The 22,720-nt window shown below is 63.3% G+C and carries 18 protein-coding genes and 2 pseudogenes; 11 read left to right on the top strand and 9 right to left on the bottom strand.

Going from position 1 to position 22,720, the window contains the following annotated elements:
- Positions 1-63 precede the first annotated feature (63 nt).
- Genes KHO53_RS01910 through nagZ form a run of 3 tightly spaced genes read left to right on the top strand, consistent with a single transcriptional unit; the run spans position 64 to position 2,369 of the window.
- Entirely contained in the window at positions 64-777 is a 714-nt protein-coding gene (locus KHO53_RS01910) for a TetR/AcrR family transcriptional regulator (protein WP_010226965.1), read from the top strand.
- A gap of 46 nt (positions 778-823) precedes the next feature.
- Positions 824-1,348 carry a L,D-transpeptidase gene (locus KHO53_RS01905; protein ID WP_010226964.1) on the top strand — a complete coding sequence of 175 codons (525 nt, stop codon included), beginning with the start codon at positions 824-826 and terminating at the stop codon, positions 1,346-1,348.
- Positions 1,349-1,370: 22 nt separating this feature from the next.
- The gene (nagZ, locus tag KHO53_RS01900) at positions 1,371-2,369 is read left to right on the top strand and encodes a beta-N-acetylhexosaminidase (RefSeq protein WP_174242332.1); all 999 of its coding nucleotides are present in this window, start codon (positions 1,371-1,373) and stop codon (positions 2,367-2,369) included.
- An 81-nt stretch (positions 2,370-2,450) separates the two neighbouring features.
- Here nagZ and KHO53_RS01895 read toward each other — a convergent pair.
- The 3 genes and pseudogenes from KHO53_RS01895 to mfd form a co-directional block, all read right to left on the bottom strand.
- Positions 2,451-4,768 (bottom strand): annotated as a pseudogene (locus KHO53_RS01895) (DEAD/DEAH box helicase).
- A gap of 4 nt (positions 4,769-4,772) precedes the next feature.
- Complete coding sequence (locus tag KHO53_RS01890) at positions 4,773-5,336, bottom strand: CsiV family protein (RefSeq protein ID WP_010226960.1); 564 nt, start codon at positions 5,334-5,336, stop codon at positions 4,773-4,775.
- 10 nt (positions 5,337-5,346) lie between these two features.
- On the bottom strand, positions 5,347-8,796 hold the full coding sequence (mfd, locus tag KHO53_RS01885; RefSeq protein ID WP_213569919.1) for a transcription-repair coupling factor: 3,450 nt from the start codon (positions 8,794-8,796) through the stop codon (positions 5,347-5,349).
- A gap of 168 nt (positions 8,797-8,964) precedes the next feature.
- On the opposite strand from mfd, the gene KHO53_RS01880 reads away from it, so the two are divergent.
- The 3 genes from KHO53_RS01880 to sthA all read left to right on the top strand — a co-directional run bounded on the left by KHO53_RS01880 (position 8,965) and on the right by sthA (position 13,168).
- On the top strand, positions 8,965-10,428 hold the full coding sequence (locus KHO53_RS01880) for a glyceraldehyde-3-phosphate dehydrogenase (RefSeq protein ID WP_010226956.1): 1,464 nt from the start codon (positions 8,965-8,967) through the stop codon (positions 10,426-10,428).
- Positions 10,429-10,500: 72 nt separating this feature from the next.
- On the top strand, positions 10,501-11,499 hold the full coding sequence (locus tag KHO53_RS01875; RefSeq protein WP_213569918.1) for an FAD:protein FMN transferase: 999 nt from the start codon (positions 10,501-10,503) through the stop codon (positions 11,497-11,499).
- Positions 11,500-11,773: 274 nt separating this feature from the next.
- On the top strand, positions 11,774-13,168 hold the full coding sequence (gene sthA / locus KHO53_RS01870) for a Si-specific NAD(P)(+) transhydrogenase (protein ID WP_010226951.1): 1,395 nt from the start codon (positions 11,774-11,776) through the stop codon (positions 13,166-13,168).
- A 42-nt stretch (positions 13,169-13,210) separates the two neighbouring features.
- On the opposite strand, the pseudogene KHO53_RS01865 reads toward sthA, so the two are convergent.
- Positions 13,211-13,932: pseudogene (locus KHO53_RS01865) on the bottom strand (glycerophosphodiester phosphodiesterase).
- Positions 13,933-13,960: 28 nt separating this feature from the next.
- The gene (locus tag KHO53_RS01860; RefSeq protein ID WP_010226946.1) at positions 13,961-14,548 is read right to left on the bottom strand and encodes a PilZ domain-containing protein; all 588 of its coding nucleotides are present in this window, start codon (positions 14,546-14,548) and stop codon (positions 13,961-13,963) included.
- Positions 14,549-14,642: 94 nt separating this feature from the next.
- Here KHO53_RS01860 and KHO53_RS01855 point away from each other — a divergent pair, with 94 nt between their 5' ends.
- The 3 genes from KHO53_RS01855 (at position 14,643) to KHO53_RS01845 (ending at position 17,901) form a co-directional block, all read left to right on the top strand.
- Positions 14,643-15,893, top strand: coding sequence for a lipoprotein-releasing ABC transporter permease subunit (locus KHO53_RS01855; RefSeq protein ID WP_036996404.1), 1,251 nt, complete (start codon positions 14,643-14,645; stop codon positions 15,891-15,893).
- A 7-nt stretch (positions 15,894-15,900) separates the two neighbouring features.
- Positions 15,901-16,584 (top strand): lipoprotein-releasing ABC transporter ATP-binding protein LolD, encoded by a 684-nt coding sequence (gene lolD, locus KHO53_RS01850; protein ID WP_174242301.1) that lies wholly within the window; start codon positions 15,901-15,903, stop codon positions 16,582-16,584.
- A 72-nt stretch (positions 16,585-16,656) separates the two neighbouring features.
- A complete protein-coding gene (locus KHO53_RS01845) occupies positions 16,657-17,901 on the top strand; it encodes a lipoprotein-releasing ABC transporter permease subunit (protein WP_159388955.1) in 1,245 nt (414 codons plus the stop codon).
- 89 nt (positions 17,902-17,990) lie between these two features.
- On the opposite strand, the gene KHO53_RS01840 is transcribed toward KHO53_RS01845, so the two are convergent.
- Positions 17,991-19,340 (bottom strand): heavy metal sensor histidine kinase, encoded by a 1,350-nt coding sequence (locus KHO53_RS01840; RefSeq protein WP_036996403.1) that lies wholly within the window; start codon positions 19,338-19,340, stop codon positions 17,991-17,993.
- Positions 19,337-20,017: a heavy metal response regulator transcription factor gene (locus tag KHO53_RS01835; RefSeq protein WP_036996402.1), complete on the bottom strand. Its 681-nt coding sequence runs from the start codon at positions 20,015-20,017 to the stop codon at positions 19,337-19,339. Before KHO53_RS01835 ends, KHO53_RS01840 begins: the two co-directional genes overlap by 4 nt.
- A 155-nt stretch (positions 20,018-20,172) precedes the next feature.
- On the opposite strand from KHO53_RS01835, the gene KHO53_RS01830 reads away from it, so the two are divergent.
- Positions 20,173-20,667, top strand: coding sequence for a cupredoxin domain-containing protein (locus tag KHO53_RS01830; RefSeq protein ID WP_010227130.1), 495 nt, complete (start codon positions 20,173-20,175; stop codon positions 20,665-20,667).
- Between the two features lie 68 nt (positions 20,668-20,735).
- Positions 20,736-21,566, top strand: a complete 831-nt coding sequence (queF, locus tag KHO53_RS01825; protein WP_010227131.1) for an NADPH-dependent 7-cyano-7-deazaguanine reductase QueF — start codon at positions 20,736-20,738, stop codon at positions 21,564-21,566.
- Positions 21,567-21,610: 44 nt separating this feature from the next.
- On the opposite strand, the gene KHO53_RS01820 is transcribed toward queF, so the two are convergent.
- Positions 21,611-21,874, bottom strand: coding sequence for a DUF4404 family protein (locus KHO53_RS01820; RefSeq protein ID WP_036996401.1), 264 nt, complete (start codon positions 21,872-21,874; stop codon positions 21,611-21,613).
- Positions 21,875-21,998: 124 nt separating this feature from the next.
- Positions 21,999-22,559 (bottom strand): HAD superfamily inactivated hydrolase PcrP, encoded by a 561-nt coding sequence (pcrP, locus tag KHO53_RS01815; RefSeq protein ID WP_036996400.1) that lies wholly within the window; start codon positions 22,557-22,559, stop codon positions 21,999-22,001.
- Between the last annotated feature and the right edge of the window lie 161 nt (positions 22,560-22,720).

Below are 22,720 nucleotides of genomic sequence, written 5' to 3'. Positions count from 1 at the left end.
GACTTGACAAATCACCGCTTTGAAACGTATGTTTCAAACAAGTGTTTGTCAGGCGGAGTAGTCATGGCCCAGTCGGAAACCGTAGAACGCATTCTCGATGCTGCCGAGCAGTTGTTCGCGGAAAAAGGTTTTGCCGAAACCTCATTGCGGCTGATCACCAGCAAGGCCGGCGTCAACCTGGCGGCGGTGAACTACCACTTTGGTTCGAAGAAGGCCCTGATCCAGGCGGTGTTCTCGCGCTTCCTGGGGCCGTTCTGCGCAAGCCTTGAGCGCGAGCTGGAGCGCCGCCAGGCCCGCCCTGAGCAAAAGCCGAGCCTTGAAGAGCTGCTGGAGATGCTGGTCGAGCAGGCGCTGGTGGTGCAGCCACGCAGCGGCAATGACCTGTCGATCTTCATGCGCCTGCTGGGCCTGGCCTTCAGCCAGAGCCAGGGCCACCTGCGCCGTTACCTTGAAGACATGTACGGCAAGGTGTTTCGCCGCTACATGCTGCTGGTCAACGAAGCCGCGCCGCGCATTCCGCCAATCGAGCTGTTCTGGCGCGTGCACTTCATGCTCGGCGCCGCGGCGTTCAGCATGTCCGGGATCAAGGCCCTGCGCGCCATCGCCGAAACCGATTTCGGCATCAATACCTCGATCGAGCAGGTCATGCGCCTGATGGTGCCGTTCCTGGCCGCCGGCATGCGCGCCGACAGCGGTGTCACTGACGAAGCCATGGCTGCCGCGCAGTTGCGCCCACGCAGCAAGTCCGGCAGCACCCCGGTCGCCGCCAAGGCCTGATGCCACGGCTGGGCGCGGCGAGCCGCATCGGCTAAGCTAGCGCCCCATGGCCAGTCTCGATTTTCTGCATATCTCCCTTGCTGATCAATGCCTCTATGGGTTCGCCCAGGGGCAGTTGCGCCTGCGCCTTGACGTCTCCACCGCGCGCAACGGCGCCGGTGAGCTCAAGGGCTCGGGTTGCACGCCGCGGGGTCGCCACCAGGTGCGCGCCAAGATCGGTGCCGGCTTGCCGCAAGGCGCGGTGCTGAGGGGGCGGCGCTGGACCGGCGAAATCTGGTCGCCGGCACTGCACGAACACTTTCCCGGTCGTGACTGGATCCTCACGCGCATACTCTGGCTCAGCGGTTGCGAGCCGGGCGTCAATCGCTTGGGGCCGGTCGACACCTTCCACCGTTATATCTACCTGCATGGCACCCCCGATAGCGAACCTATGGGCGTGCCGTTGTCCCATGGTTGCGTGCGCTTGCGCAACGCCGACCTGCTGAACCTGTTCGACCAGGTGCCGGTGCATTGCCCGGTGCAGATCGACGAAGCCGCGTGCCCCCAATGGGCCCACATCCGCGTCAACTGAAGGATCAATTATGAGTGCCAGCCTGCAAGGCTCCCTGATGGTCGACATCGCCGGTACCTGGCTGACCGCCGAGGACCGCCAGCTTTTGCGCCAGCCCGAAGTGGCCGGCCTGATCATCTTTGCCCGCAACATCGAAAGCCCGCGCCAGGTGCGTGAGCTGTGCGCCTCGATTCGCGCCATTCGCCCCGAGTTGATCCTGGCGGTGGATCAGGAAGGCGGTCGGGTGCAGCGGTTGCGCCAGGGCTTTGTGCGCCTGCCGGCGATGCGCGCGATTGCCGATAACGACAACGCCGAATACCTGGCCGAGCAATGCGGTTGGCTGATGGCCACTGAAGTGCTGGCGGTCGGTCTGGACCTGAGCTTTGCGCCGGTGCTGGACCTCGATCACCAGCGCAGCGCTGTGGTCGGCAGCCGCGCCTTCGAAGGTGATCCGCAACGCGCCACGCTGCTGGCCGGTGCTTTTATTCGTGGCATGAACGCTGCGGGCATGGCCGCTTGTGGCAAGCACTTCCCGGGTCATGGCTGGGCCGAGGCCGATTCCCATGTGGCGATTCCCACCGACGAGCGCAGCCTGGCGCAGATCCGCGCGGCCGACCTGGTGCCGTTCACTCGTTTGAGCGGGCAGTTGGCGGCAGTGATGCCGGCCCACGTGATCTATCCGCAGGTGGACAACCAGCCGGCCGGTTTCTCCCGGCGCTGGTTGCAGGAGATTCTGCGCGGCGAGCTGGGCTTCAATGGGGTGATCTTCAGTGATGACCTGTCCATGGCCGGTGCCCATGTGGTCGGTGATGCCGCCAGCCGTATCGAGGCGGCCCTGAGCGCCGGTTGTGACATGGGCCTGGTGTGCAATGATCGCGCAGCCGCCGAGCTGGCCCTGACTGCCGCCCAGCGCCTGAAAGTCAAGCCGTCGCCGCGGATTGCGCAGATGCGCGGGCGGGGCTTTGCCCGTACCGACTATCGTCAACAGCCGCGCTGGCTGGAGGCGCTTGGAGCGCTCAAGGAAGCGCAGCTGGTTGATTGATTGCAGGGCTGCGTTGCAGCCCATCGCTGGCAAGCCAGCTCCCACAGGCTCCGTGTGGGAGCTGGCTTGCCAGCGATGAGTTCACCGCGCACTAGAGCCTTGCCGCTTCCCAGGCAACGGCGCAAACAACGCATCGATATCCTCCGCCGCCAAACGCCAGTCCCCCGCCTGCCGCCCATCCAGCACGCCCGCTGCCAGCGCCGATTTCTCCTGCTGCAACTGCTGGATCTTCTCTTCCACCGTGCCCCGGGTAATCAGCTTGTAGACGAACACCGGTTTTTCCTGGCCGATTCGATAAGCGCGGTCGGTGGCCTGGTTTTCTGCCGCCGGGTTCCACCACGGGTCGTAGTGGATCACGGTGTCCGCCGCGGTCAGGTTCAGGCCGACACCGCCGGCCTTGAGGCTGATCAGGAAGATCTGCAATTGCCCGCTCTGGAAGTCGTGCACCGGTGCCCGGCGGTCACGGGTTTCGCCAGTCAGCAGGGCATAGGCGATACCGCGGTGCTGCAGTTCGGCCTCGATCAGCCGCAGCATGCTGGTGAACTGCGAGAACAACAGGACACGTCGACCTTCGGCCAGCAGTTCTTCGAGCATTTCCATCAGGCTGGTGAGTTTGCCGGAGTGGGTGCCGCGCGCGGTCGAGGCTTGGCTGTTGATCAGGCGCAAATCGCAGCAGACCTGGCGCAGCTTCAACAGCGCTTCGAGGATAATGATCTGGCTGCGCGCCACGCCCTTGCGGGTGATCTCCGCGCGTACTTTCTGGTCCATCGCCAGGCGCATGGTTTCGTACACGTCACGCTGCGCATCGCTGAGCTCGACCCAGTGAATCATCTCGGTTTTGGCCGGTAGCTCGGTGGCCACTTGCTCCTTGGTGCGGCGCAGCAAAAAGGTTTGATCCGTGCATTGAGGTGTTGCAGGCGTTCATCGTTGCCCTGGCGCTCGATCGGCACCCGATAGTCGCGGTTGAACGCTTTGGCGTCGCCCAGCCAGCCCGGCAGCAGGAAGTGAAACAGCGACCACAGCTCACCCAGGTGGTTTTCCAGCGGGGTGCCGCTCAGGCACAGGCGCTGGCGGGCTTCGAGCTGGCGCGCCGCCTGGGCCGCCTTGCTGCCCGGGGTCTTGATGTACTGCGCCTCATCGAGGATCAGTACATGCAGCTTCAGGCCCTTGAAGTGCGACAGGTCCTTGGGCAGCAGGGCATAGGTGGTCAACAGCAGGTCGTAGTCCTGCAGGCTGCCGAAATGCTTGCGCCGGCCGATGCCTTGCAGGGCCAGCACGCGCAAGCCCGGGGCGAAGCGTTCGGCTTCGTCCTGCCAGTTGGGGATCAGGCTGGTGGGCATCACCACCATGGCCGGGCGGGTCAGGCGTCCGGCATTTTTTTCGCTGAGCAGGTGAGCGAGGGTTTGCAGGGTTTTGCCCAGGCCCATGTCGTCAGCGAGGATGCCGCCGACCTCCAGCTCACGCAGGGCCTGCATCCAGCTCAGGCCTTCGAGCTGATAGGTGCGCAGGGTAGCGTTCAGGCCTTCAGGCGTTTGCGCCGGTTGCAGGCGGATATCGCGCAGGCGCTCGGCCAGGCTGCGCACCTGCTCACCGCCTTGCCAGCTCAACGGCAGCTCTTCCAGGGCATTGAGGCGCGTGGCGTCCAGCGTCGGCAGGCGCACGCTGGTTTCGCCGGGTTCACGCAGGTAAAAGTCGCCCAGGGTTGCCAATACCGGCTTGAGGCGACCGTAGGGCAGGGCCACTTGCAGGTTGCGCCGCACTTCACCCACAGGCGCGGGAATCTGTACCAGCAATTGTTCGTCGTCCCGGCGCTTGTGCAACTGCGCAGGGTTGAGCAGTTCCGGGTGGCTGCGCAGCACGTTGAGCAGAATCGGCAGCAGGCTCAGGCGCTGGCCATTGACCTCGATACCCAGTTCCAGGTCGAACCAGTCCCGGCCGCTGGCTTCGTCGATCTGTGCGTACCAGTTGTCGACCTCGGCAAGATTGAAGGCGAAGTCGTCGGTGTACTCGATCTCCCAGCCTTGTTCGCGCAGGGTCGGCAGGTCATTGAGCATGAAGCGTAGCCAGGCTGCTTCGGAGGCCAGCTCAAGCAGGTCGCCGGCGCTCTCCGGCAGGGCTTTGCTCTGCCGGGTGGCGATCTTGAAGCCCAGGCGCTGGAGCGTCTGGCGGATTTGGCTTTCGGCCTCGGCGTGGCGCTGCAGGCGTTGGCTGCCAGTACTCTCCAGGCGGCTGACGTCCTTGACTTGCCTGCCGCTGGCGCGAATGCCGTCATAGTTGAACGACAGCGCCGCCCGGTGCTGGTGCTGGCGCTGCATCCTGCCGGTTTGCGGCACGTAGGCGCTGAACTCGTGGCTGCCCAGAATCAGGTGAGGCGTGGGGGCAATACCATCGTTAGGCATCGGGTTACTGCTCCATCATCTCCGCAGGCGCAGTGGGAGCGCTGGCTGGCCGATTGGCCGTGACCTTGAGCAGCAGGGCCAGGTGGCCGCCGTCGAGGAAGGTCAGTTCTCCATTCTTGATGGTGCTGTTGCTCTGCTTGAGCGGTTCGCTCAAGGTCACGCTGCCGTTGCCGTCGAACTGGTTGACCCAGAAACTGGCATCAACGGCGATGAAGCGTTCTTCCTTGACGGTCAGGTTGCCCTCGATGGGGAACTGGCCGAAGTGTTCTTCGCCGTCGCTGATCGCCACTGTGCCGGCATCCTGTTTCCAGGCTTTGTGCAGCAGCACGGTGTACTGGTTCGGGTCGGCGGCAAGCTTGGCCGCCTCGTCGGTGAGCGCTGGTTGGCGCAGGTCACCCTCGGCGACGATCTGGGCGCCATTGCGCCAGTCTTCCGGGGCCGACTTGCTGGTAATCGCCGGCACGGCGTTCTGCCGTACCAGGATCATTTCGACCTGATAGGCGCCATTGGCAAATGCCGTCGGGGCAATCAGTGCCAGCAGCAGGGTCAGGCTACGCGTTGCACGCATGGATCTTCCTTCACGCAGATTGTGGGGTCAGGCGCTCGAACAGCGCCTCAAGGTTGTTGAAGCGTTCTTCCGGGCGCTCCATCGGCACCAGGAACTTGAATTGGGTGGCGCCTTCGAACTTGTAGCGTTTGGGCTGGCCCTGGATCAGCTTGATCAGCACCAGCGGATCGACCGGGGTCTGGGCTTCGAATTCGATCTTGCCGCCGTTGGGGCCGGCGTCGACCTTCTTGATGCCGAGTTTTTCTGCCTGCAGCTTGAGCAGGGTCAGGCGCACCAGGTTCTTGGTCGGTTCCGGCAGCAGGCCGAAGCGGTCGATCATCTCTACCTGCAGGTCCTTCAGGCCGTCTTCGTCCACCGCCGAGGCGATGCGCTTGTAGAGGATCAGCCGCGCATGCACATCCGGCAGGTAGTCCTCGGGAATCAGTGCCGGCAAGCGCAGGTTGATTTCCGGGCCGCCGCCCAACGGCTGGTCGAGGTTTGGCTGGGTGCCCTTGCGGATGGCCTTGACCGCGCGTTCGAGCATTTCCATGTACAGGGTAAAACCGACCGCCTGGATCTGCCCGCTCTGGCCTTCGCCGAGCAGCTCGCCGGCGCCGCGGATCTCCAGGTCATTGGTGGCCAGGACAAAGCCAGCCCCCAGGTCCTGGGTGTTGGCGATGGCTTCCAGGCGCTTTTCGGCGTCCGGGGTGATTTGCTGGCGCGGCGGGGTGAGCAGGTAGGCATAGGCCTGGTGGTGACTGCGCCCGACCCGGCCGCGCAACTGGTGCAACTGCGCCAGGCCGAACTTGTCGGCACGCTCGATGATGATGGTGTTGGCGCTCGGCACGTCGATGCCGGTCTCGATGATGGTCGAGGCGATCAGCACGTTGAAGCGCTTGTGATAGAAGTCGCTCATCACCTGTTCGAGTTCGCGCTCGCGCATCTGCCCGTGGCCGATGCCGATGCGTGCTTCCGGTACCAGTTCGGCAAGGTCGGCGGCGCATTTTTCGATGCTCTTCACATCGTTGTGCAAGTAGTAAACCTGGCCGCCGCGCAGCAGTTCACGCAGCAGCGCCTCCTTGACCGTGCTCTTGTTCTGCTCCATGACGAAGGTACGCACCGACAGCCGGCGCGCCGGCGGCGTGGCGATGATCGACAGGTCGCGCATGCCGGCCACGGCCATGTTCAGGGTGCGCGGGATCGGCGTGGCGGTCAGGGTGAGGATGTCCACCTCGCTGCGCAGGGCCTTGAGCTGCTCCTTCTGGCGCACGCCGAAACGGTGCTCTTCGTCGATGATCACCAGGCCCAGGTCCTTGATCTTGACGTCGTCCTGCAGCAGCTTGTGGGTGCCGATGACAATGTCGATCTTGCCTTCGGCCAGGTCCGCCACGGCTGCGGCGACTTCCTTGGGCGACTTGAAGCGGCTCATCACCTCGACCGTTACCGGCCAGTCGGCGAAGCGGTCGCGAAAACTGTTGTAGTGCTGCTGGGCGAGCAGGGTGGTCGGCACCAGGATTGCCACCTGGCGGCCGCCGTGCACGGCAATGAAGGCTGCGCGCATGGCCACTTCGGTCTTGCCGAAGCCGACATCGCCGCACACCAGGCGGTCCATCGGCTTGGCCGCGAGCATGTCCTCGCGCACCGCTTCGATGGCGCTTTGCTGGTCCGGGGTCTCCTCGAAGGGGAAGCCGGCGCTGAAGGTGGCGTAATCCACCGACGGGTCGGCGAAGGCATAGCCTTTGCGCGCGGCGCGGCGGGCATAGATGTCGAGCAGTTCGGCAGCGACATCACGTACCTGTTCGGCGGCCTTGCGCTTGGCTTTTTGCCAGGCTTCGGAGCCGAGCCGGTGCAGCGGCGCCAGGGCGTCGTCGCTGCCGGTATAGCGGGCGATCAGGTGCAGGTTGGCCACCGGCACGTAGAGCTTGGCGCCCTCGGCGTATTCGAGGGTGAGGAACTCGGCGGCCTGGTTGTCGATTTCCAGGGTCGCCAGGCCCAGGTAGCGGCCGACCCCGTGATCGATATGCACCACCGGCGCGCCTTCACGCAGCTCGGTGAGGTTCTTGATGACGGCATCGTTATTGGCGTCGCTGCGCTTGTCGCGGCGCCGGCGCTGCATCACCCGTTGACCGAACAGCGGGCTCTCGGCGACCAGGGCGATGGCCGGGTCATCCAGCAGCAGGCCTTCGTCCAGCGGTGCGATGGTGATCGCCAGGCGCTCCTTGCCGGCAACGAAGGCACTCCAGCTGTCGACGGTTTGCGGGCGCAGCTTCAGGCGCTCAAGCAGCTCCAGCAGCACTTCGCGACGGCCCGCCGACTCGGCGGTGAACAGCACGCGGCCAGAGAACTGCTCAAAAAAGCCCGACAGCGCTGCCAGCGGCTGGTTGGCCTTGGCTTCGATGGCAAGGTTGGGCAGGACCTGGGCCGGGAAGCGCTCGCGGCCGACGCCGCTGTCGACGTCGTCCTGGCTGACCACCACGCGCGGCCAGCTCTTGAGCCGGGCGAAACAGTCCTCAACCGGCAGGAACAGTTCGGCGGGCGGCAGCAACGGTCGCGCCGGGTCGATGCGGCGTTCCTCGTAGCGGTTGCGCACATCGCTCCAGAAGTGCTCGGCGGCCTGTTCGACGCCCGGCAGGGAGAACACCTGGGTGTCCTGGGGCAGGTAGTCGAACAAGGTCGAGGTGTCTTCGAAGAACAGCGGCAGGTAGTACTCGATACCGGCCGGGGTGATGCCGCTGGAGAGGTCCTGGAAGATCGGGCTGCGGCGGAAGTCGACGTCGAAGCGCTCGCGAAAGCGTGCCTTGAAGCGCGTCACCGCCTCTTTTTGCAGCGGGAACTCGCGGGCCGGCAGCAGCCGCACCGAGTCGACCTTGTCGATCGAGCGCTGGGTTTCCGGGTCGAAGGTACGCAGGGTCTCGATTTCGTCATCGAACAGGTCGATGCGGTACGGCAGCTTGCTGCCCATCGGGAACAGGTCGATCAGTGCGCCGCGTACGGCGAACTCGCCGTGCTCGTACACGGTATCGACGCAGCGGTAACCGCTGGCTTCAAGGCGCGTGCGCATCTGCTCGACATCAAGCTTCTGGCCGATGTCCAGCACCAGGCTGCTGCCGAGTAGAAAGCGCGTCGGTGCCAGGCGGTGCAGGGCCGTGGTGATCGGCACCACGAGAATGCCGTGATCGAGCTCCGGCAGCCGGTACAGGCTGGAAATGCGCTGGGAGATGATGTCCTGGTGCGGCGAGAACAGGTCGTAGGGCAGGGTTTCCCAGTCGGGGAAGGGCAGTACCGGCAGCTCGGGCGCAAAAAAACGCAGCTCCTGCTCGAGGCGGTCAGCGCTCTGGCTGTCGGCGGTCAGCAGCAGGGTGAAGCGTTTGGCGGCGCTGGCCGCTTCGGCAATCGCCAGGCTCAGGGCGGCGCCCGGCAGGTTGCCCCAGGTTTGTTTGCCGGCAGTGGCCGGCAGGTGCGGTAGACGCAGAACAGGCACGGGAGGTCGAGCTCCAAGCGTTGCGACAAAGACGCCAATTGTACCGGGCGCAGGCCCGCGCTGTCAGGTTTGTGCAGGCTAAAAGCATGTAGTGGATTGTCGGCGACAGGCGCTCATTGCCCGATGGGCTGCGGGGCGTCATAATGTAGCCCCTTTTTCTGTCCCTACATGTGGAAGGTTCCCGTGACTCAGAAGCCCGACCAGTGTCTTGGTGAGTGGATTGATCGTGAAGCGCTTGCAGAAGCGATGATCCCGCTTATCGGTCAGCTCTACCGCAATAACAATGTGGTGAGCTCGATCTATGGCCGTAGCCTGATCAACCGCTCGGTGATCTCGATCCTCAAAGCGCACCGCTTTGCCCGTCATCGCCAGACCGACGAAACCGAACTGTCTGTACACGAGACATTCCCGCTGCTCAAAGCCATGAGCGAGCTGAAACTGGGCGCCGCTTCGGTCGACCTGGGCAAGCTGGCCAACAAATTCAAGCAAGAAGGCAACGGCCGTAGCGCCGAGCAGTTCGTGCGCGAAGAAATGGCTGACGTGGTTGGCCAGCAAAACGCTTCGGCGCGCAAAGGCACTGACGTTGTCCTCTACGGCTTCGGTCGTATCGGCCGTCTGCTGGCGCGTATCCTGATCGAGAAAACCGGTGGTGGCGACGGCCTGCGTCTGCGCGCCATCGTCGTGCGCAAAGGCGCCGAGAACGATCTGGTCAAGCGTGCCAGCCTGCTGCGTCGTGACTCGGTACATGGCCCGTTCGATGGCACCATCACCATCGACGAAGCCAACAACACCATCACTGCCAACGGCAACCTGATCCAGGTTATCTACGCCAAGAACCCGAGCGAAGTCGACTACACCCAGTACGGCATCGAGAATGCCCTGATCGTCGACAACACCGGTGTATGGCGCGACGCCGACGGCCTGGGCCAGCACCTGGCCTGCCCGGGCGCTGCCCGCGTGATCCTCACCGCACCTGGCAAGGGCGCGCTGAAGAACATCGTGCATGGCATCAACCATGGCGAAATCAGCGCTGATGACAAGATCATCTCCGCGGCTTCCTGCACCACCAACGCCATCGTTCCGGTGCTGAAGGCGGTCAACGACAAGTTCGGCATCATCAACGGTCACGTTGAAACCGTTCACTCGTTCACCAACGACCAGAACCTGATCGACAACTTCCACAAGGGCAGCCGTCGTGGCCGTGCCGCGCCGCTGAACATGGTTATCACCGAGACCGGTGCCGCCACTGCAGCTGCCAAGGCACTGCCAGTGCTCAAGGGCAAGCTGACCGGCAACGCGATCCGCGTACCAACGCCGAACGTGTCGATGGCTATCCTCAACCTGAACCTGGAAAAAGCCACCAGCCGCGAAGAGATCAACGAGTACCTGCGCCAGATGGCCATGCACTCGGACCTGCACAAGCAGATCGACTACGTGAGCTCCCAGGAAGTGGTCTCCACCGACTTCGTCGGTTCCCGCCACGCCGGTGTGGTCGATGCCGAAGCCACCATCTGCAACGAAAACCGTGTTGTCCTGTACGTCTGGTACGACAACGAATTCGGTTACAGCTGCCAGGTAGTGCGCGTGATGGAAGACATGGCTGGCGTCAATCCGCCTGCTTTCCCACGCTAAGCTTGGCTTGGTTGTGAAAGACGGGAACCTCAGGGTTCCCGTTTTTTTTGCCTGAAATTTCCAGGAGGCTGGATGCGTAGAACAGTGTTGATAGGCGCGTTGCTGAGTCTGGCCGGGTGCGGGCAGGGCAACACCCTTGAACGCATCAGTGGCCCGACCATGGGTAGCAGCTACACCGTGCAGTATGTGCGCACGCCCCAGGGGCCGGCGCCGGAGCAGGTCAAGCGCGAGGTGGAGCGGATTCTCGAAGGCATCGACAAGCGATTTTCCACCTACCGCAGCGACTCGCTGATCGAGGCCTTCAACAGGCTGCCGGCCAACAGCTGCCAGTCGATGCCGGCCGATGTGCTGGCGCTGGTGCGGGTTGGCGAGCAGCTGGCGCAGCAGAGTGACGGGGCGTTTGACCTGACCGTGGAGCCCTTGCTCGACCTGTGGGGCTTCGGCCCGCAGTCACGCAGGGAAAAAGTGCCGGATGCCCAGGCCCTGGCCGCCACGCGCCAACGGGTCGGGTATGGGCATTTGCGCATAAACGGTGAGCAGCTGTGCAAGGATGCACCGGTGGAAGTCGACTTCAACAGCATCGCTGCCGGGCATGCGGTGGACCTGCTGGTGACGCGGCTAAAAGCCCTGGGCATCGCGGATTTGCTGGTCGAAGCGACCGGTGAACTCAAGGCGATCGGACGCAAACCTGATGGCAGCAAATGGAAGGTGGCCCTGGAGCTGCCGGGTGCTGACCGCCAGATTGCCCAGCAAGTGCTGGCCGTGGACGGTTTTGCTGTGTCCACCTCCGGTGACTATCGCAATTATTTCGAGGAGAATGGCCTGCGCTATTCACACACCTTCGATGCGCGCCTTGGGAGGCCGGTGAAACACGACCTGGCGGCGGTGACGGTATTTGACCGTTCGACGCTGATGGCCGATGGGTACTCGACCTTGCTGTTGATCCTCGGGCCCGAGCAAGGCTGGGAGTTTGCCCTCAAACACGGGATTGCCGCGGTGTTCGTGACCCGGGTTGCGGAAGGTTTCGTCTCCCGAAGCACGCCGGCGTTTGCCCAGGTGAACAAGCAGTAACCAGTTTTTGTGGGAGCTGGCCTTGCCAGCGATGCAGCCGACGCGCAATCGCTGACACTGCGCTGATGCCATCGCCGGCAAGGCCGGCTCCCACAGGGTTTGTGTAAATGACATGTAGTGCAGAGAAAAATAGCCTACGACGCGACCAAGGGTTAATGTGCGCGGCGTTCAAGCTTGATTAGACTGCACCCGAATTTTTTCATGGCGCCGCTGGCGGCATGAGGGTAGCCCCGCCCGCCGATGTGGCGCGCAGGCCTGTTCTGAAGGAGTACGCATGGCTGTCTACAACTACGACGTAGTGGTGCTGGGTTCCGGCCCCGCAGGAGAAGGGGCGGCAATGAATGCTGCCAAAGCAGGACGCAAGGTGGCGATGGTCGATAGCCGTCGCCAGGTCGGCGGCAACTGCACCCACCTGGGCACCATCCCGTCCAAGGCCCTGCGTCACTCAGTGCGCCAGATCATGCAGTTCAACACCAACCCGATGTTCCGGGCCATTGGTGAACCGCGCTGGTTCTCGTTCCCTGACGTACTGAAAAGCGCCGAGAAGGTGATCTCCAAGCAGGTTGCCTCGCGCACCGGCTACTATGCGCGCAACCGCGTCGACGTGTTCTTCGGCACCGGCAGCTTCGCCGACGAGCAGACCATCGAAGTGGTCTGCGCCAACGGCGTGGTCGAGAAACTGGTGGCCAAGCACATCATCATCGCCACCGGTTCGCGCCCGTATCGCCCGGCCGATATAGATTTCCACCACCCGCGTATCTACGATAGCGACACCATCCTCAGCCTCGGCCACACCCCGCGCAAACTGATCGTCTACGGCGCCGGCGTGATTGGCTGTGAGTACGCCTCGATCTTCAGTGGTCTGGGTGTGCTGGTGGAGCTGGTGGACAACCGCGCTCAGTTGCTGAGCTTCCTCGACTCGGAAATTTCCCAGGCGCTGAGCTACCACTTCAGCAACAACAACATCACCGTTCGCCACAACGAAGAGTACGACCGTGTCGAAGGCCTGGACAACGGTGTGATCCTGCACCTCAAATCCGGCAAGAAGATCAAGGCCGATGCCTTGCTCTGGTGCAACGGCCGTACCGGCAATACCGACAAGCTGGGCCTGGAAAACATTGGCATCAAGGTCAACAGCCGTGGTCAGATCGAAGTCGACGAGAACTACCGCACCCACGTGCCGAACATCTACGGTGCCGGTGATGTGATCGGCTGGCCGAGCCTGGCCAGTGCCGCCCACGACCAGGGTCGCTCGGCTGCCGGCAGCATCGTCGACAACGGCAGCTGGCGGTTCGTCAATGATGTGCCGACTGGCATCTACACCATTCCGGAGATCAGCTCGATCGGCAAGAACGAGCAGGAGCTGACCCAGGCCAAGGTACCTTATGAAGTGGGCAAGGCCTTCTTCAAGAGCATGGCCCGGGCGCAAATCGCCGGTGAGCCGCAAGGCATGCTGAAGATCCTGTTCCACCGCGAAACCCTGGAAATCCTTGGCGTGCACTGCTTCGGCTACCAGGCGTCGGAGATTGTCCATATCGGCCAGGCGATCATGGATCAGCCGGGTGAGCGCAATACCCTGAAGTACTTCGTCAACACCACCTTCAACTACCCGACCATGGCCGAAGCCTATCGGGTAGCGGCTTACGACGGCCTCAACCGGCTTTTTTGAGCGGCTCCGGCCGGTGGCCTGAGCCGGCCGGGGAGACCGATTTCAGCGATTCTCGAGGGTGGCGCTGGCCAAACCGGGAAAGTCTGTAATCAGGCTGTCTACGCCGAAGTCGGCGAGCCTGCGCATCAGCGCCGGCTCGTTGACTGTCCACACCGACACGTGCAACCCCTGGCGCTGAGCCTTGATCAGGCGCTCGGGGGTGCACAGTGTCCAGTTCAACGCCAGCAAGTTGCAGTCATAGTTCTGGGCGACCTTCAGTGGGTCGAGCCAGGCGTATTCGGCGACCAGCCCCCTGGCAATATCCGGTGTCAGCTCAAGCGCTGCGCCCAGCACTTCCCGTGAGCTTGAGGTAATGGTGATCTTGTCGAGCAGGCCGAACTGCTGGGCCATTTCGCGGATTGCCAGCACGGTGGTGGCGGCGCGGGTGCGCGAGGCACTCTTGACCTCCAGTTGCCAGTGCTCGAAGTCGCACTTTTCAAACAGTTCTTCAAGGCGCGGGATAGGGCAGGGCGAGACCCAGCCCGGGCCGCCCTTGCGTGCATCATAGGTCGCAAGATCGGCCGCGAAATGCTCGACCACTTTGCCGCGCCGGCCCGTGGTGCGCTTGAGGCTCGGGTCATGGATCACCATCAGCTGGTTGTCGGCTGACAGGTGCAGGTCGAGTTCGCAGCGACGCACGCCGTGCCCGAGGCACTGCTGGAAGCTGGCGAGGGTGTTTTCGGGGCTTCGCCCTTGGCGCCGCGGTGGCCGTAAATCGTGGTCACGTCTGTTCCTTCAACAAATAAGTGAAACTCAGGAGGCGCTTGGGTCGTTCTGTTCCAGGGCCTGGCGTCGTTGTTGCGCTTGGCGTTGCAGGATGTAGCGGGCCAGCAGCTGGCGCTGGGCATCGGTGGTGTCGATGAACTCGGTGCCGACCTCGTACTGGCCGTCGGCGTTGCGATCGCAATGGGTGACTTTGGCGCGCAGCAACAGGCCCAGGGCCTGGGGCATCAGCACCATCTTCACCGCGACGCAGGTGTCAGCAGCCAGCGGCTCGGCCTGGCTGAACTCGATGCCGCCTTCGGACAGCACCACCGCTTGCGGCGCGCTCAACTGCCCGAGCAAGGTCTGCGCGACCACGGCGCTGAGCAGGTCGATGCGTTTGTTCTGGGCCTTGAGAAAGGCGGCCAGGGTGCGGTCCTTGTCACTGAGCTGGCGCAGCAGGTGTTGGGATTCGAACTCGCTCAGGTGCAATTCACTGAGCAGGTTGAACAGCGGCGAAGTATCTTGCAACAAGTCCGTGCCAAGCGCTTCGGCGGCGCTCAACGGGCTAATTTCCAGTGCGATCCGATCCTCGATACGGTAGTATTCGCGGCGATCTTCTTCATCTAATGTCGACATGGCGAACCCATGGTAGCGGCGGTGGTCTGAGTGTAAAGCTGCTATTCAAGCCCCGCCACAAGGACGTTCCTCTTTCATCCGAACAAGCCCCGACATGTTCAGACCTCTCTTCGTATTCATCGGCACGCGTTATACCCGTGCCAAGCGTCGCAACCACTTCGTCTCGTTCATTTCCCTGACCTCGATGATCGGCCTCGCCCTGGGCGTTGTCGTGATGATCGTGGTGTTGTCGGTCATGAACGGCTTCGATCACGAGATGCGCACCCGGGTGTTGGGCATGGTGCCCCACGCCACACTGGAAACCGGCCAGCCGATCAACGACTGGCCGGCCCTTGCCAGTCAAGTAAAGCAGAACCCGCAGGTTCTGGCGGTGGCGCCCTTCACCCAGATGCAGGGCCTGCTGACCCATGACGGCAAGGTGCAAAAGGTGCTGCTCAACGGCATCGACCCGGCCCAGGAACGCCAGGTCTCGATCATCGACGACTTTATCCGCGAGGGTAAGCTCGATGACCTGGCCCCCGGCGAGTTCGGCATCATGATCGGCGACAAGGCGGCCACCAAGCTGGGTGTTGGCGTCGGCGACAAGCTGACCTTCGTCGCCCCCGAGGTCACCGTGACCCCGGCCGGCATGTTCCCGCGCATGAAGCGCTTTACCGTGGTCGGCATCTTTCATGTCGGCGCCGGTGAGATCGACGGCTACCTGGGCCTGACCAACCTCTCGGACCTGTCCCGCCTGCACCGCTGGAAGGCCGACCAGGTCCAGGGCCTGCGCCTGAAGTTCGACGACCTGTTCCAGGCGCCGCGGGTGGCCTGGGACATCGCCCAGAAGCTCGGCGAGCAGGAGTTCTATGCCCGCGACTGGACCCGCAGCCACGGCAACCTGTACCAGGCGATCCGCATGGAAAAAGCCATGATCGGCCTGCTGTTGCTGCTGATCGTCGCGGTGGCGGCGTTCAACATCATTTCCACCCTGGTGATGGTGGTCAACGACAAGAAGGGCGATATCGCCATCTTGCGCACCCTGGGTTCGACGCCCGGGCAGATCATGGCCATTTTCATGGTTCAGGGTACGGTGATCGGTGTGGTCGGCACCCTGATCGGCGCGCTGGTGGGCATCTTCGCCGCGCTCAATGTCAGCGCCGCGATCGCCGGCATCGAAACCCTGATCGGGCACAAGTTCCTCAATGCCGACGTCTATTTCATCGACTACCTGCCCTCGCAGATCATGGCCGAGGACGTGTGGATGGTCTGCGGTGCGGCATTGGTCCTGAGTTTCCTCGCCACCCTGTATCCGGCCTGGCGTGCGGCACGCACCCAGCCTGCGGAGGCGCTACGTTATGAGTGAGTTGGGCATGAGTGATAAAGCAGTGCTGAGTTGCCGCAACCTGGGCAAGTCCTACGAGGAAGGCCCGGAGAAGGTCCAGGTGTTGTCCGGCTTGCAGCTGGAGCTGCACCCGGGCGAGCGGGTGGCGATCGTCGGTAGTTCAGGTTCGGGCAAGAGTACCTTGCTCAACCTGCTCGGCGGCCTCGACACCCCGTCCGAAGGCAGCGTCTGGCTGGCCGGCGAAGAGCTCTCGGCGCTGGGCGAACGCGCCCGTGGCCTGCTGCGCAATCGCGCCCTGGGCTTCGTCTACCAGTTCCACCACCTGCTGCCGGAGTTCACTGCGCTGGAGAACGTGTGCATGCCGTTGCTGATCGGCCGCACCGCCATTCCCGAAGCACGTGAACGTGCCCAGGCGCTGCTCAAGCGCGTGGGCCTGGGGCATCGCCTGAGCCACAAGCCGGCCGAGCTGTCCGGTGGCGAGCGCCAGCGCGTGGCCATCGCCCGGGCCCTGGTCAACCGGCCGGGGCTGGTCATGCTCGACGAGCCGACCGGCAACCTCGACCATCACACCGCCCAGGGCATCCAGGACCTCATGCAGGAGCTGAGCAGCGCCTCGCAGACAGCCTTCCTGGTGGTGACCCACGATCTCAACCTGGCGCGCCAGATGGACCGAGTGCTGCGCCTGGATGACGGGCACCTGGTACCGATCTGATTGCCCGCGCAACGTGCCCGCCACCGTTAGGCGGGCACCTGGTTCCTTTTCTTTACCCGGGTGCTTTCGTTCATGTTCAGACCCTTGTCTATTTTCATCGGCGCGCGCTACACCCGCGCCAAGCGCCGCAACCATTTCATCTCGTTCATCTCCATGACCTCGATGATCGGCCTGTCCCTGGGCGTGCTGGCGATGATCGTGGTGCTGTCGGTGATGAATGGCTTTCAGCGCGAAATGAGTTCGCGCATCCTCGGCATGGTGCCGCACGCCAGCGTGCTCGGTGCCCAGCCGCTGGATGACTGGCGGCCAGTGGCGGCCGAAGCCTTGAAGAACCCTGAAGTGGTCGCTGCCGCACCGCTGACCGAGATGGAAGGCATGTTGTCCTACAAGGGCGCGATGCAGCCGATCCAGGTCAGCGGCATCGACCCGGCCGAGGAGGGCAAGGTCTCGATCGTGGCCCAGCATATCGTTCAGGGTCGCCTCGAAGACCTCAAGCCGGGCGAGTTCGGCGTGGTCATCGGCGAAATCACGGCACGGCGTTTTCGCCTCAACGTCGGCGACAAGCTGACCCTGATCGTGCCGGAAGTCAGCAGCGCGCCAGGTGGCATCACCCCGCGCATGCAGCGCCTGAACGTGGTCGGGGTGTTCAAGGTGGGCGCCGAACTGGACGGCTCGCTGGGCCTGATGCACATGGCCGACGCCGCGCAGATGCAGCGCTGGGCGCCGAACCAGGTGCAGGGCGTGCGCCTCAAGGTCAAGGACCTGTACGCCGCGCCGCAGGTGTCCAAGGCGATTACCGCGAGCCTTGGCGAGCAGTACCGCGCCGATGACTGGACCCATACCCAGGGCAGTCTGTTCAGCGCCATGAAGATGGAAAAGACCATGATTGGCCTGTTGTTGCTGCTGATCATCGCCGTGGCGGCGTTCAACATCATTGCCACGCTGATCATGGTGGTCAATGACAAGGGCGCCGACATCGCCATCTTGCGCACCATCGGCGCGACGCCGGCGCAGATCATGGGCACCTTCATGGTCCAGGGCAGCCTGATCGGTATCGTCGGTACCTTGATTGGCGGCGTGCTCGGGGTGATCGCGGCGCTGAACGTCAGCCAGATCGTCGGCTGGCTGGAGCGCGTCAGCGGCCAGCATATCTTCACCTCGGACGTGTACTTCATCAGCACCTTGCCGTCCGAGCTGCAGTGGGGCGACGTGGCGCTGATCTGCAGCGCCGGCTTGATCATGAGCTTCCTGGCGACGCTGTACCCGGCGTGGCGGGCATCGCAGGTGGAGCCGGCGTACGCCTTGCGTTACGAGTGATGACAGGTGCGGCCGCACTGCGGCCGATCGCCGGCAAGGCCGGCTCCCACAAGCGCCATTGTGGGAGCCGGCCTTGCCGGCGATGAGGGCTACACTGTCGGCAAGTCGACCACGAATCTGGTCCAGCCCCCAGCCGATTCGCCATGAATACTCCCCCCGTGCGCCTGCACGATCGAGCGGGTAATCGCCAGTCCCAATCCCGCATGCTCACTGCTGCCTTCGCGCCGCGCCGGATCCGCCCGGTAGAAGCGGTCAAACAACTTCGGCAGCAGCGCCGGGTCAATCGGCTCGCCACGGTTGGCCACCTGTAGCCGCACCAGGCCTTCCCGTTGTTCAAGCGTGACGCGAATCTCGCCACCGGCCGGAGTAAAGCGCAAGGCATTGTCGAGCAGGTTGGACAGCGCCCGGCGCAACATATGCCGGTCGCCTGCCAGGGGCGCCTGTCCCTCGCGGCTCAACCTCACGTCGGCGTCCTCGGCCAACGGGGCGTAGTACTCGAGCAAGGCATCGGCCTCGTCTTCAAGCGCCAACTGTTGGCGGCTGGGCATCAGCAGGCCGTGGTCGGCCTTGGCCAGGTAAAGCATGTCGTTGACCAATTGCGCCATCCACTGCAGCTCTTCAAGGTTGCTGTGCAGCGCTTCGCGGTATTCGTCCAGGCTGCGCGGCCGAGTCAGGGTCACCTGGGTGTGGGTCAGCAGGTTGGACAGCGGCGTGCGCAGTTCGTGGGCAATATCGGCGGAGAACGCCGAGAGGCGCTGGAAGGCATCGTCCAGGCGTTCGAGCATGGCGTTGACGGTCTGCGCCAGTTCCGCCAGCTCCACCGGCATCTGCCCCTCCGGCAGGCGGGTGGTCAGCGACCGCGCCGACACCCCGGAGGCCACTTCCCCCATCTGCCGCAACGGCCGCAACCCGCTGCGCGCAGCCCAGGCGCCGAGCAGGGCGGTAGCCAGCGCCGAGAGGCCGACGGTAAGCCAGATCAGCTGCTGCATGCGCTGAAGAAAGTGCTGGTGGTGGGTGATGTCGAGAAACAGCGTCAGCTGAGCTTTGCCGTTGTTCAGGTTGACGCACAGGCTGCGGTAGTCACTGGCGCTGGTGTGCAAGGTGCTGAGCCCGACTTGCTGCGGTGAATCGGGCAGGCCTGGCTGGCTGTCGAACCAGATGCGCCCGTCACTGCCACGGATGCGCACGGCAAGGTCCGCCTGGTGGCTGAGTTCGGTCTGCAGGGCAGGCAGGCGCGGTGCGAGGCTGGCCGGGTCATCCGCGCCCTCGAGCATCTGGCGCAGCAGCGACAGGCGGCTGTTGAGCAATTGCTGGTCGAGTTCGATGAAATGGGTTTCGCTGGCACGGCTGAAAAGGATGCCGGCGGTCAGCGAGACCACCGCAGTGCAGGCGGCAAACAACAGCGCCAGGCGGCTGCCAAGGGACAGGCGGCGCATCAGGCGCTGCGCTCTTCAAGCACATAACCCATGCCGCGCACGGTATGGATCAGCTTGTTGTCATGGGCGTCGTCGATCTTCAGGCGCAGGCGGCGGATTGCCACTTCGATGACGTTGGTGTCGCTGTCAAAGTTCATGTCCCACACCTGCGAGGCAATCAGCGACTTGGGCAGGACTTCACCCTGGCGGCGCAACAGCAATTCGAGCAGGGCGAATTCCTTGGCGGTCAGGTCGATGCGCTGGCCGGCGCGTTCGACCCGGCGCCGGATCAGGTCCAGGCGCAGGTCGGCCAGGCCCAGGGTGGTTTCCTGCGCCGGGCTGCTGCCGCGGCGCAGCAGGCTGCGCACCCGTGCCAGCAGTTCGGAGAAGGCGAAAGGCTTGACCAGGTAATCGTCGGCGCCCAGTTCCAGGCCATGCACGCGGTCTTCCACCGCGTCACGGGCAGTGAGGAACAGCACCGGGATATCCAGGCCGGCGGCGCGCACGGCTTGAAGGATCTGCCAGCCATCGCGGCCGGGCAGCATGACATCGAGGATCAGCAGGTCATAGTCGCCAGTCAGGGCCAGGTGCTGGCCGGTATTGCCGTCGCTGGCAAGCTCGGTGGCGAAGCCCGCTTCACTGAGGCCCTGGCACAGGTACTGGCCGGTCTTGGTCTGGTCTTCGACGATCAACAGTTTCATCGGCAGGCTCTTTAGCGTGGATTGCCGGAGGGTTATACCGCGCCGGGTGTGTCGGGTGGCCAAGCTGACAAAGTTGTAATCTTTTTGTCAGGTGACTGCCAGCGGCGGTTTTCTACAGTGAAGCCTGAATCGTCGCAACCCTGGAGTGGGCTTGAATGAAACACCTTTTTATCGTCGGCGCCCTGGCGCTGTTCAGCTTGCCAGCGCTGGCTTCACCGGCACATTCCTATGCTTTTGGTCAGCCGGCGGCGGCAGCAAAGGCTACCCGCACCGTCGAAGTGGTGATGGGCGACATGTACTACGCGCCGCGCAGCCTTGCGGTCAAGGCCGGGGAAACGGTGCGCTTCGTGCTGATCAACAAGGGCGCAGTGGCGCACGAGTTCAGCTTGGGCGATGCCGTGATGCACGCCAAGCACCAGAAAGAAATGCTCGCCATGCAGGGCCAGATGGACCATTCGGCCATGGGCCACGGTGGCATGGAGCATGGCGCAGCCATGCAGCATGACGACCCGAATACGGTGATGGTCGAACCTGGCAAGAGCGCAGAGCTGACCTGGACATTCAGTCAATCGACGCCGATCGAGTTCGCCTGCAACGTACCCGGTCACTACCAGGCGGGTATGGTCGGCAGGCTGACCATCGGCCAATAACAGCCGATTACCCAATGCATGGCCTAAAACCGATAAACTAGGCGCATTTGCTCCTACAGGTTTTAGCCATGCATCCTGCCGCCGAACATTCTCCGCTGGGTAAATCCAGCGAATACGTCGCCACCTACACACCTTCGCTGCTGTTCCCGATTCCGCGGGCGGCGAAATGGGCCGAGCTGGGTGTCAGCGCCGAGACCCTGCCATGGCTGGGTGTCGACTTCTGGAACTGCTTCGAGCTGTCCTGGTTGTTGCCGTCGGGCAAGCCGGTGGTGGCCATTGGCGAGTTCGCCATCCCGGCCGATTCGCCGAACATCATCGAGTCGAAGTCCTTCAAGCTGTACCTCAATTCGCTGAACCAGACCGTGTTCGAGTCGCCAGCGGCGTTGCAGGCGTGCCTGGTCAAGGACCTCTCCGCTGCTGCCGGCAAGCCGGTGGGCGTGCAGATTCGCAGCCTGGCCGAGGTCGAAGGGCAGGGTGTGGTCGGCTTGCCGGGGGTGTGCATCGATGAGCTGGATGTCAGCATCAGCAACTATGAGCAGCCGCAACCGGAGCTGCTGCGTTGCGACAGCAGCCACGTTGTCGAAGAAACCCTGCACAGCCATTTGCTCAAGTCCAACTGCCCGGTTACCGGCCAGCCTGATTGGGGCAGTGTGACGGTGCATTACCGTGGCGCGGCGCTGGATCACGCCAGCCTGCTGACCTACCTGATCAGCTTCCGCCAGCATGCCGACTTTCATGAACAGTGCGTCGAGCGTATCTACCTTGACCTCAAGCGCCTGCTCAACCCTGAGCACCTGACGGTCTATGCCCGTTACGTGCGCCGCGGTGGGCTGGATATCAACCCGTACCGCAGTACTTCACAGGTGACCCTGGAGAACCTGCGACTGGTTCGCCAGTAACGAAAAGCCCCGTTCGATGACGGGGCTTTTTTATTTGGATGGGCTTAGATGCCCATGCTGTGCAAGCTTACGGCAAGCCTGCGCAGGATGCCGGTCAAACTGGGGTGGTTGGCTTCGAAGGTTTCCACAGCCAGGTTGACGCTATCGATCAGATCGTTGTCAGGGCTTGCGGCTTCCAGTTCGAGCTTGGCCTCGATTTGCTGCATCAGCTCACGCAGGTGTACGCGCTCTTCTTCTGAAAGCGGCGGGTTTTGCTCCAGTTGCTCGCGCAGCTCGTTGAGTTGCTGTTGCAGTTCGCGGGCAGGCATGGGTGTTCTCCCTCTATGAATAGGCACAGTCATGGACCCCGGCAGCGGGTGAAAGGTCCATGCCCTGTCTACTAGAGTAATCCACCGGCCAGTGCTTTGCATGACCCTGATCAATGGCGCTGTTTCAGGGCTTTTCGCCTTTGCGCCGGCGTTGGCCGATATCCGCCAGGCAATCGGCCAGGGCTTCAAGGTGGTCGACCACTGAGTGCACGCCCAGGGCAAACAACTGCAACGTGGCCTGGCCGCGCTTGCGTTCCTGCTCCTTGGGGCTCAGGGCTTGCCACTGGCTGCTGGGCCCGCAGGACGCCAGGCCGATGGTCCACAGCCCGGCATTGAGGCCCGATTGCAGCAGGCGCGGTTCGTCACTGACCAGCACACAACCCTCGAGTTTACCCGCCTGCAGGTGCATCAGCGCCTGCCAGCAGGCATCTGGCGCAGGCCAGGGGGTGTTGCCGCCGGGGTAGCCATTGAGCCAGGCAGGCAGGGGGCGCGCCAGATGGTTGCCCTCGGCGGCCGGGAGCTCATCGAGCCAGGCGCAAGGAACCTTTTGTTGATGCAGCCAGTCAAGGGTGGGCAGCGCACCGGGAGTCGGGCAGGGAGTGCGGGCATCAGCGCCCGGGTTCACTTCGACAAGGCAGCCGCGCAAGCCGAACAGCAGGGCTGTGATGGCGGGGGAGTCTGGCATGGCAAGGTCCCTGAAATACCTTGCAGGCTACGCTTGGGTTGTTACCTTTTGGTGACGCTGCCGATACACAGTTATTCACTTTTTTGCGGCGCTGTTTATGCCAAGCTGCTTAACGGCAGCAGAGGCCTTATACTTGCTTCATTTTTCGGCGTAGGACGCGC

This window comes from Pseudomonas sp. RC2C2, from assembly GCF_018390435.1.
In the GTDB taxonomy this organism is placed as follows: domain Bacteria; phylum Pseudomonadota; class Gammaproteobacteria; order Pseudomonadales; family Pseudomonadaceae; genus Aquipseudomonas; species Aquipseudomonas donghuensis.
This window is presented reverse-complemented; position numbering and strand designations above follow the sequence as displayed.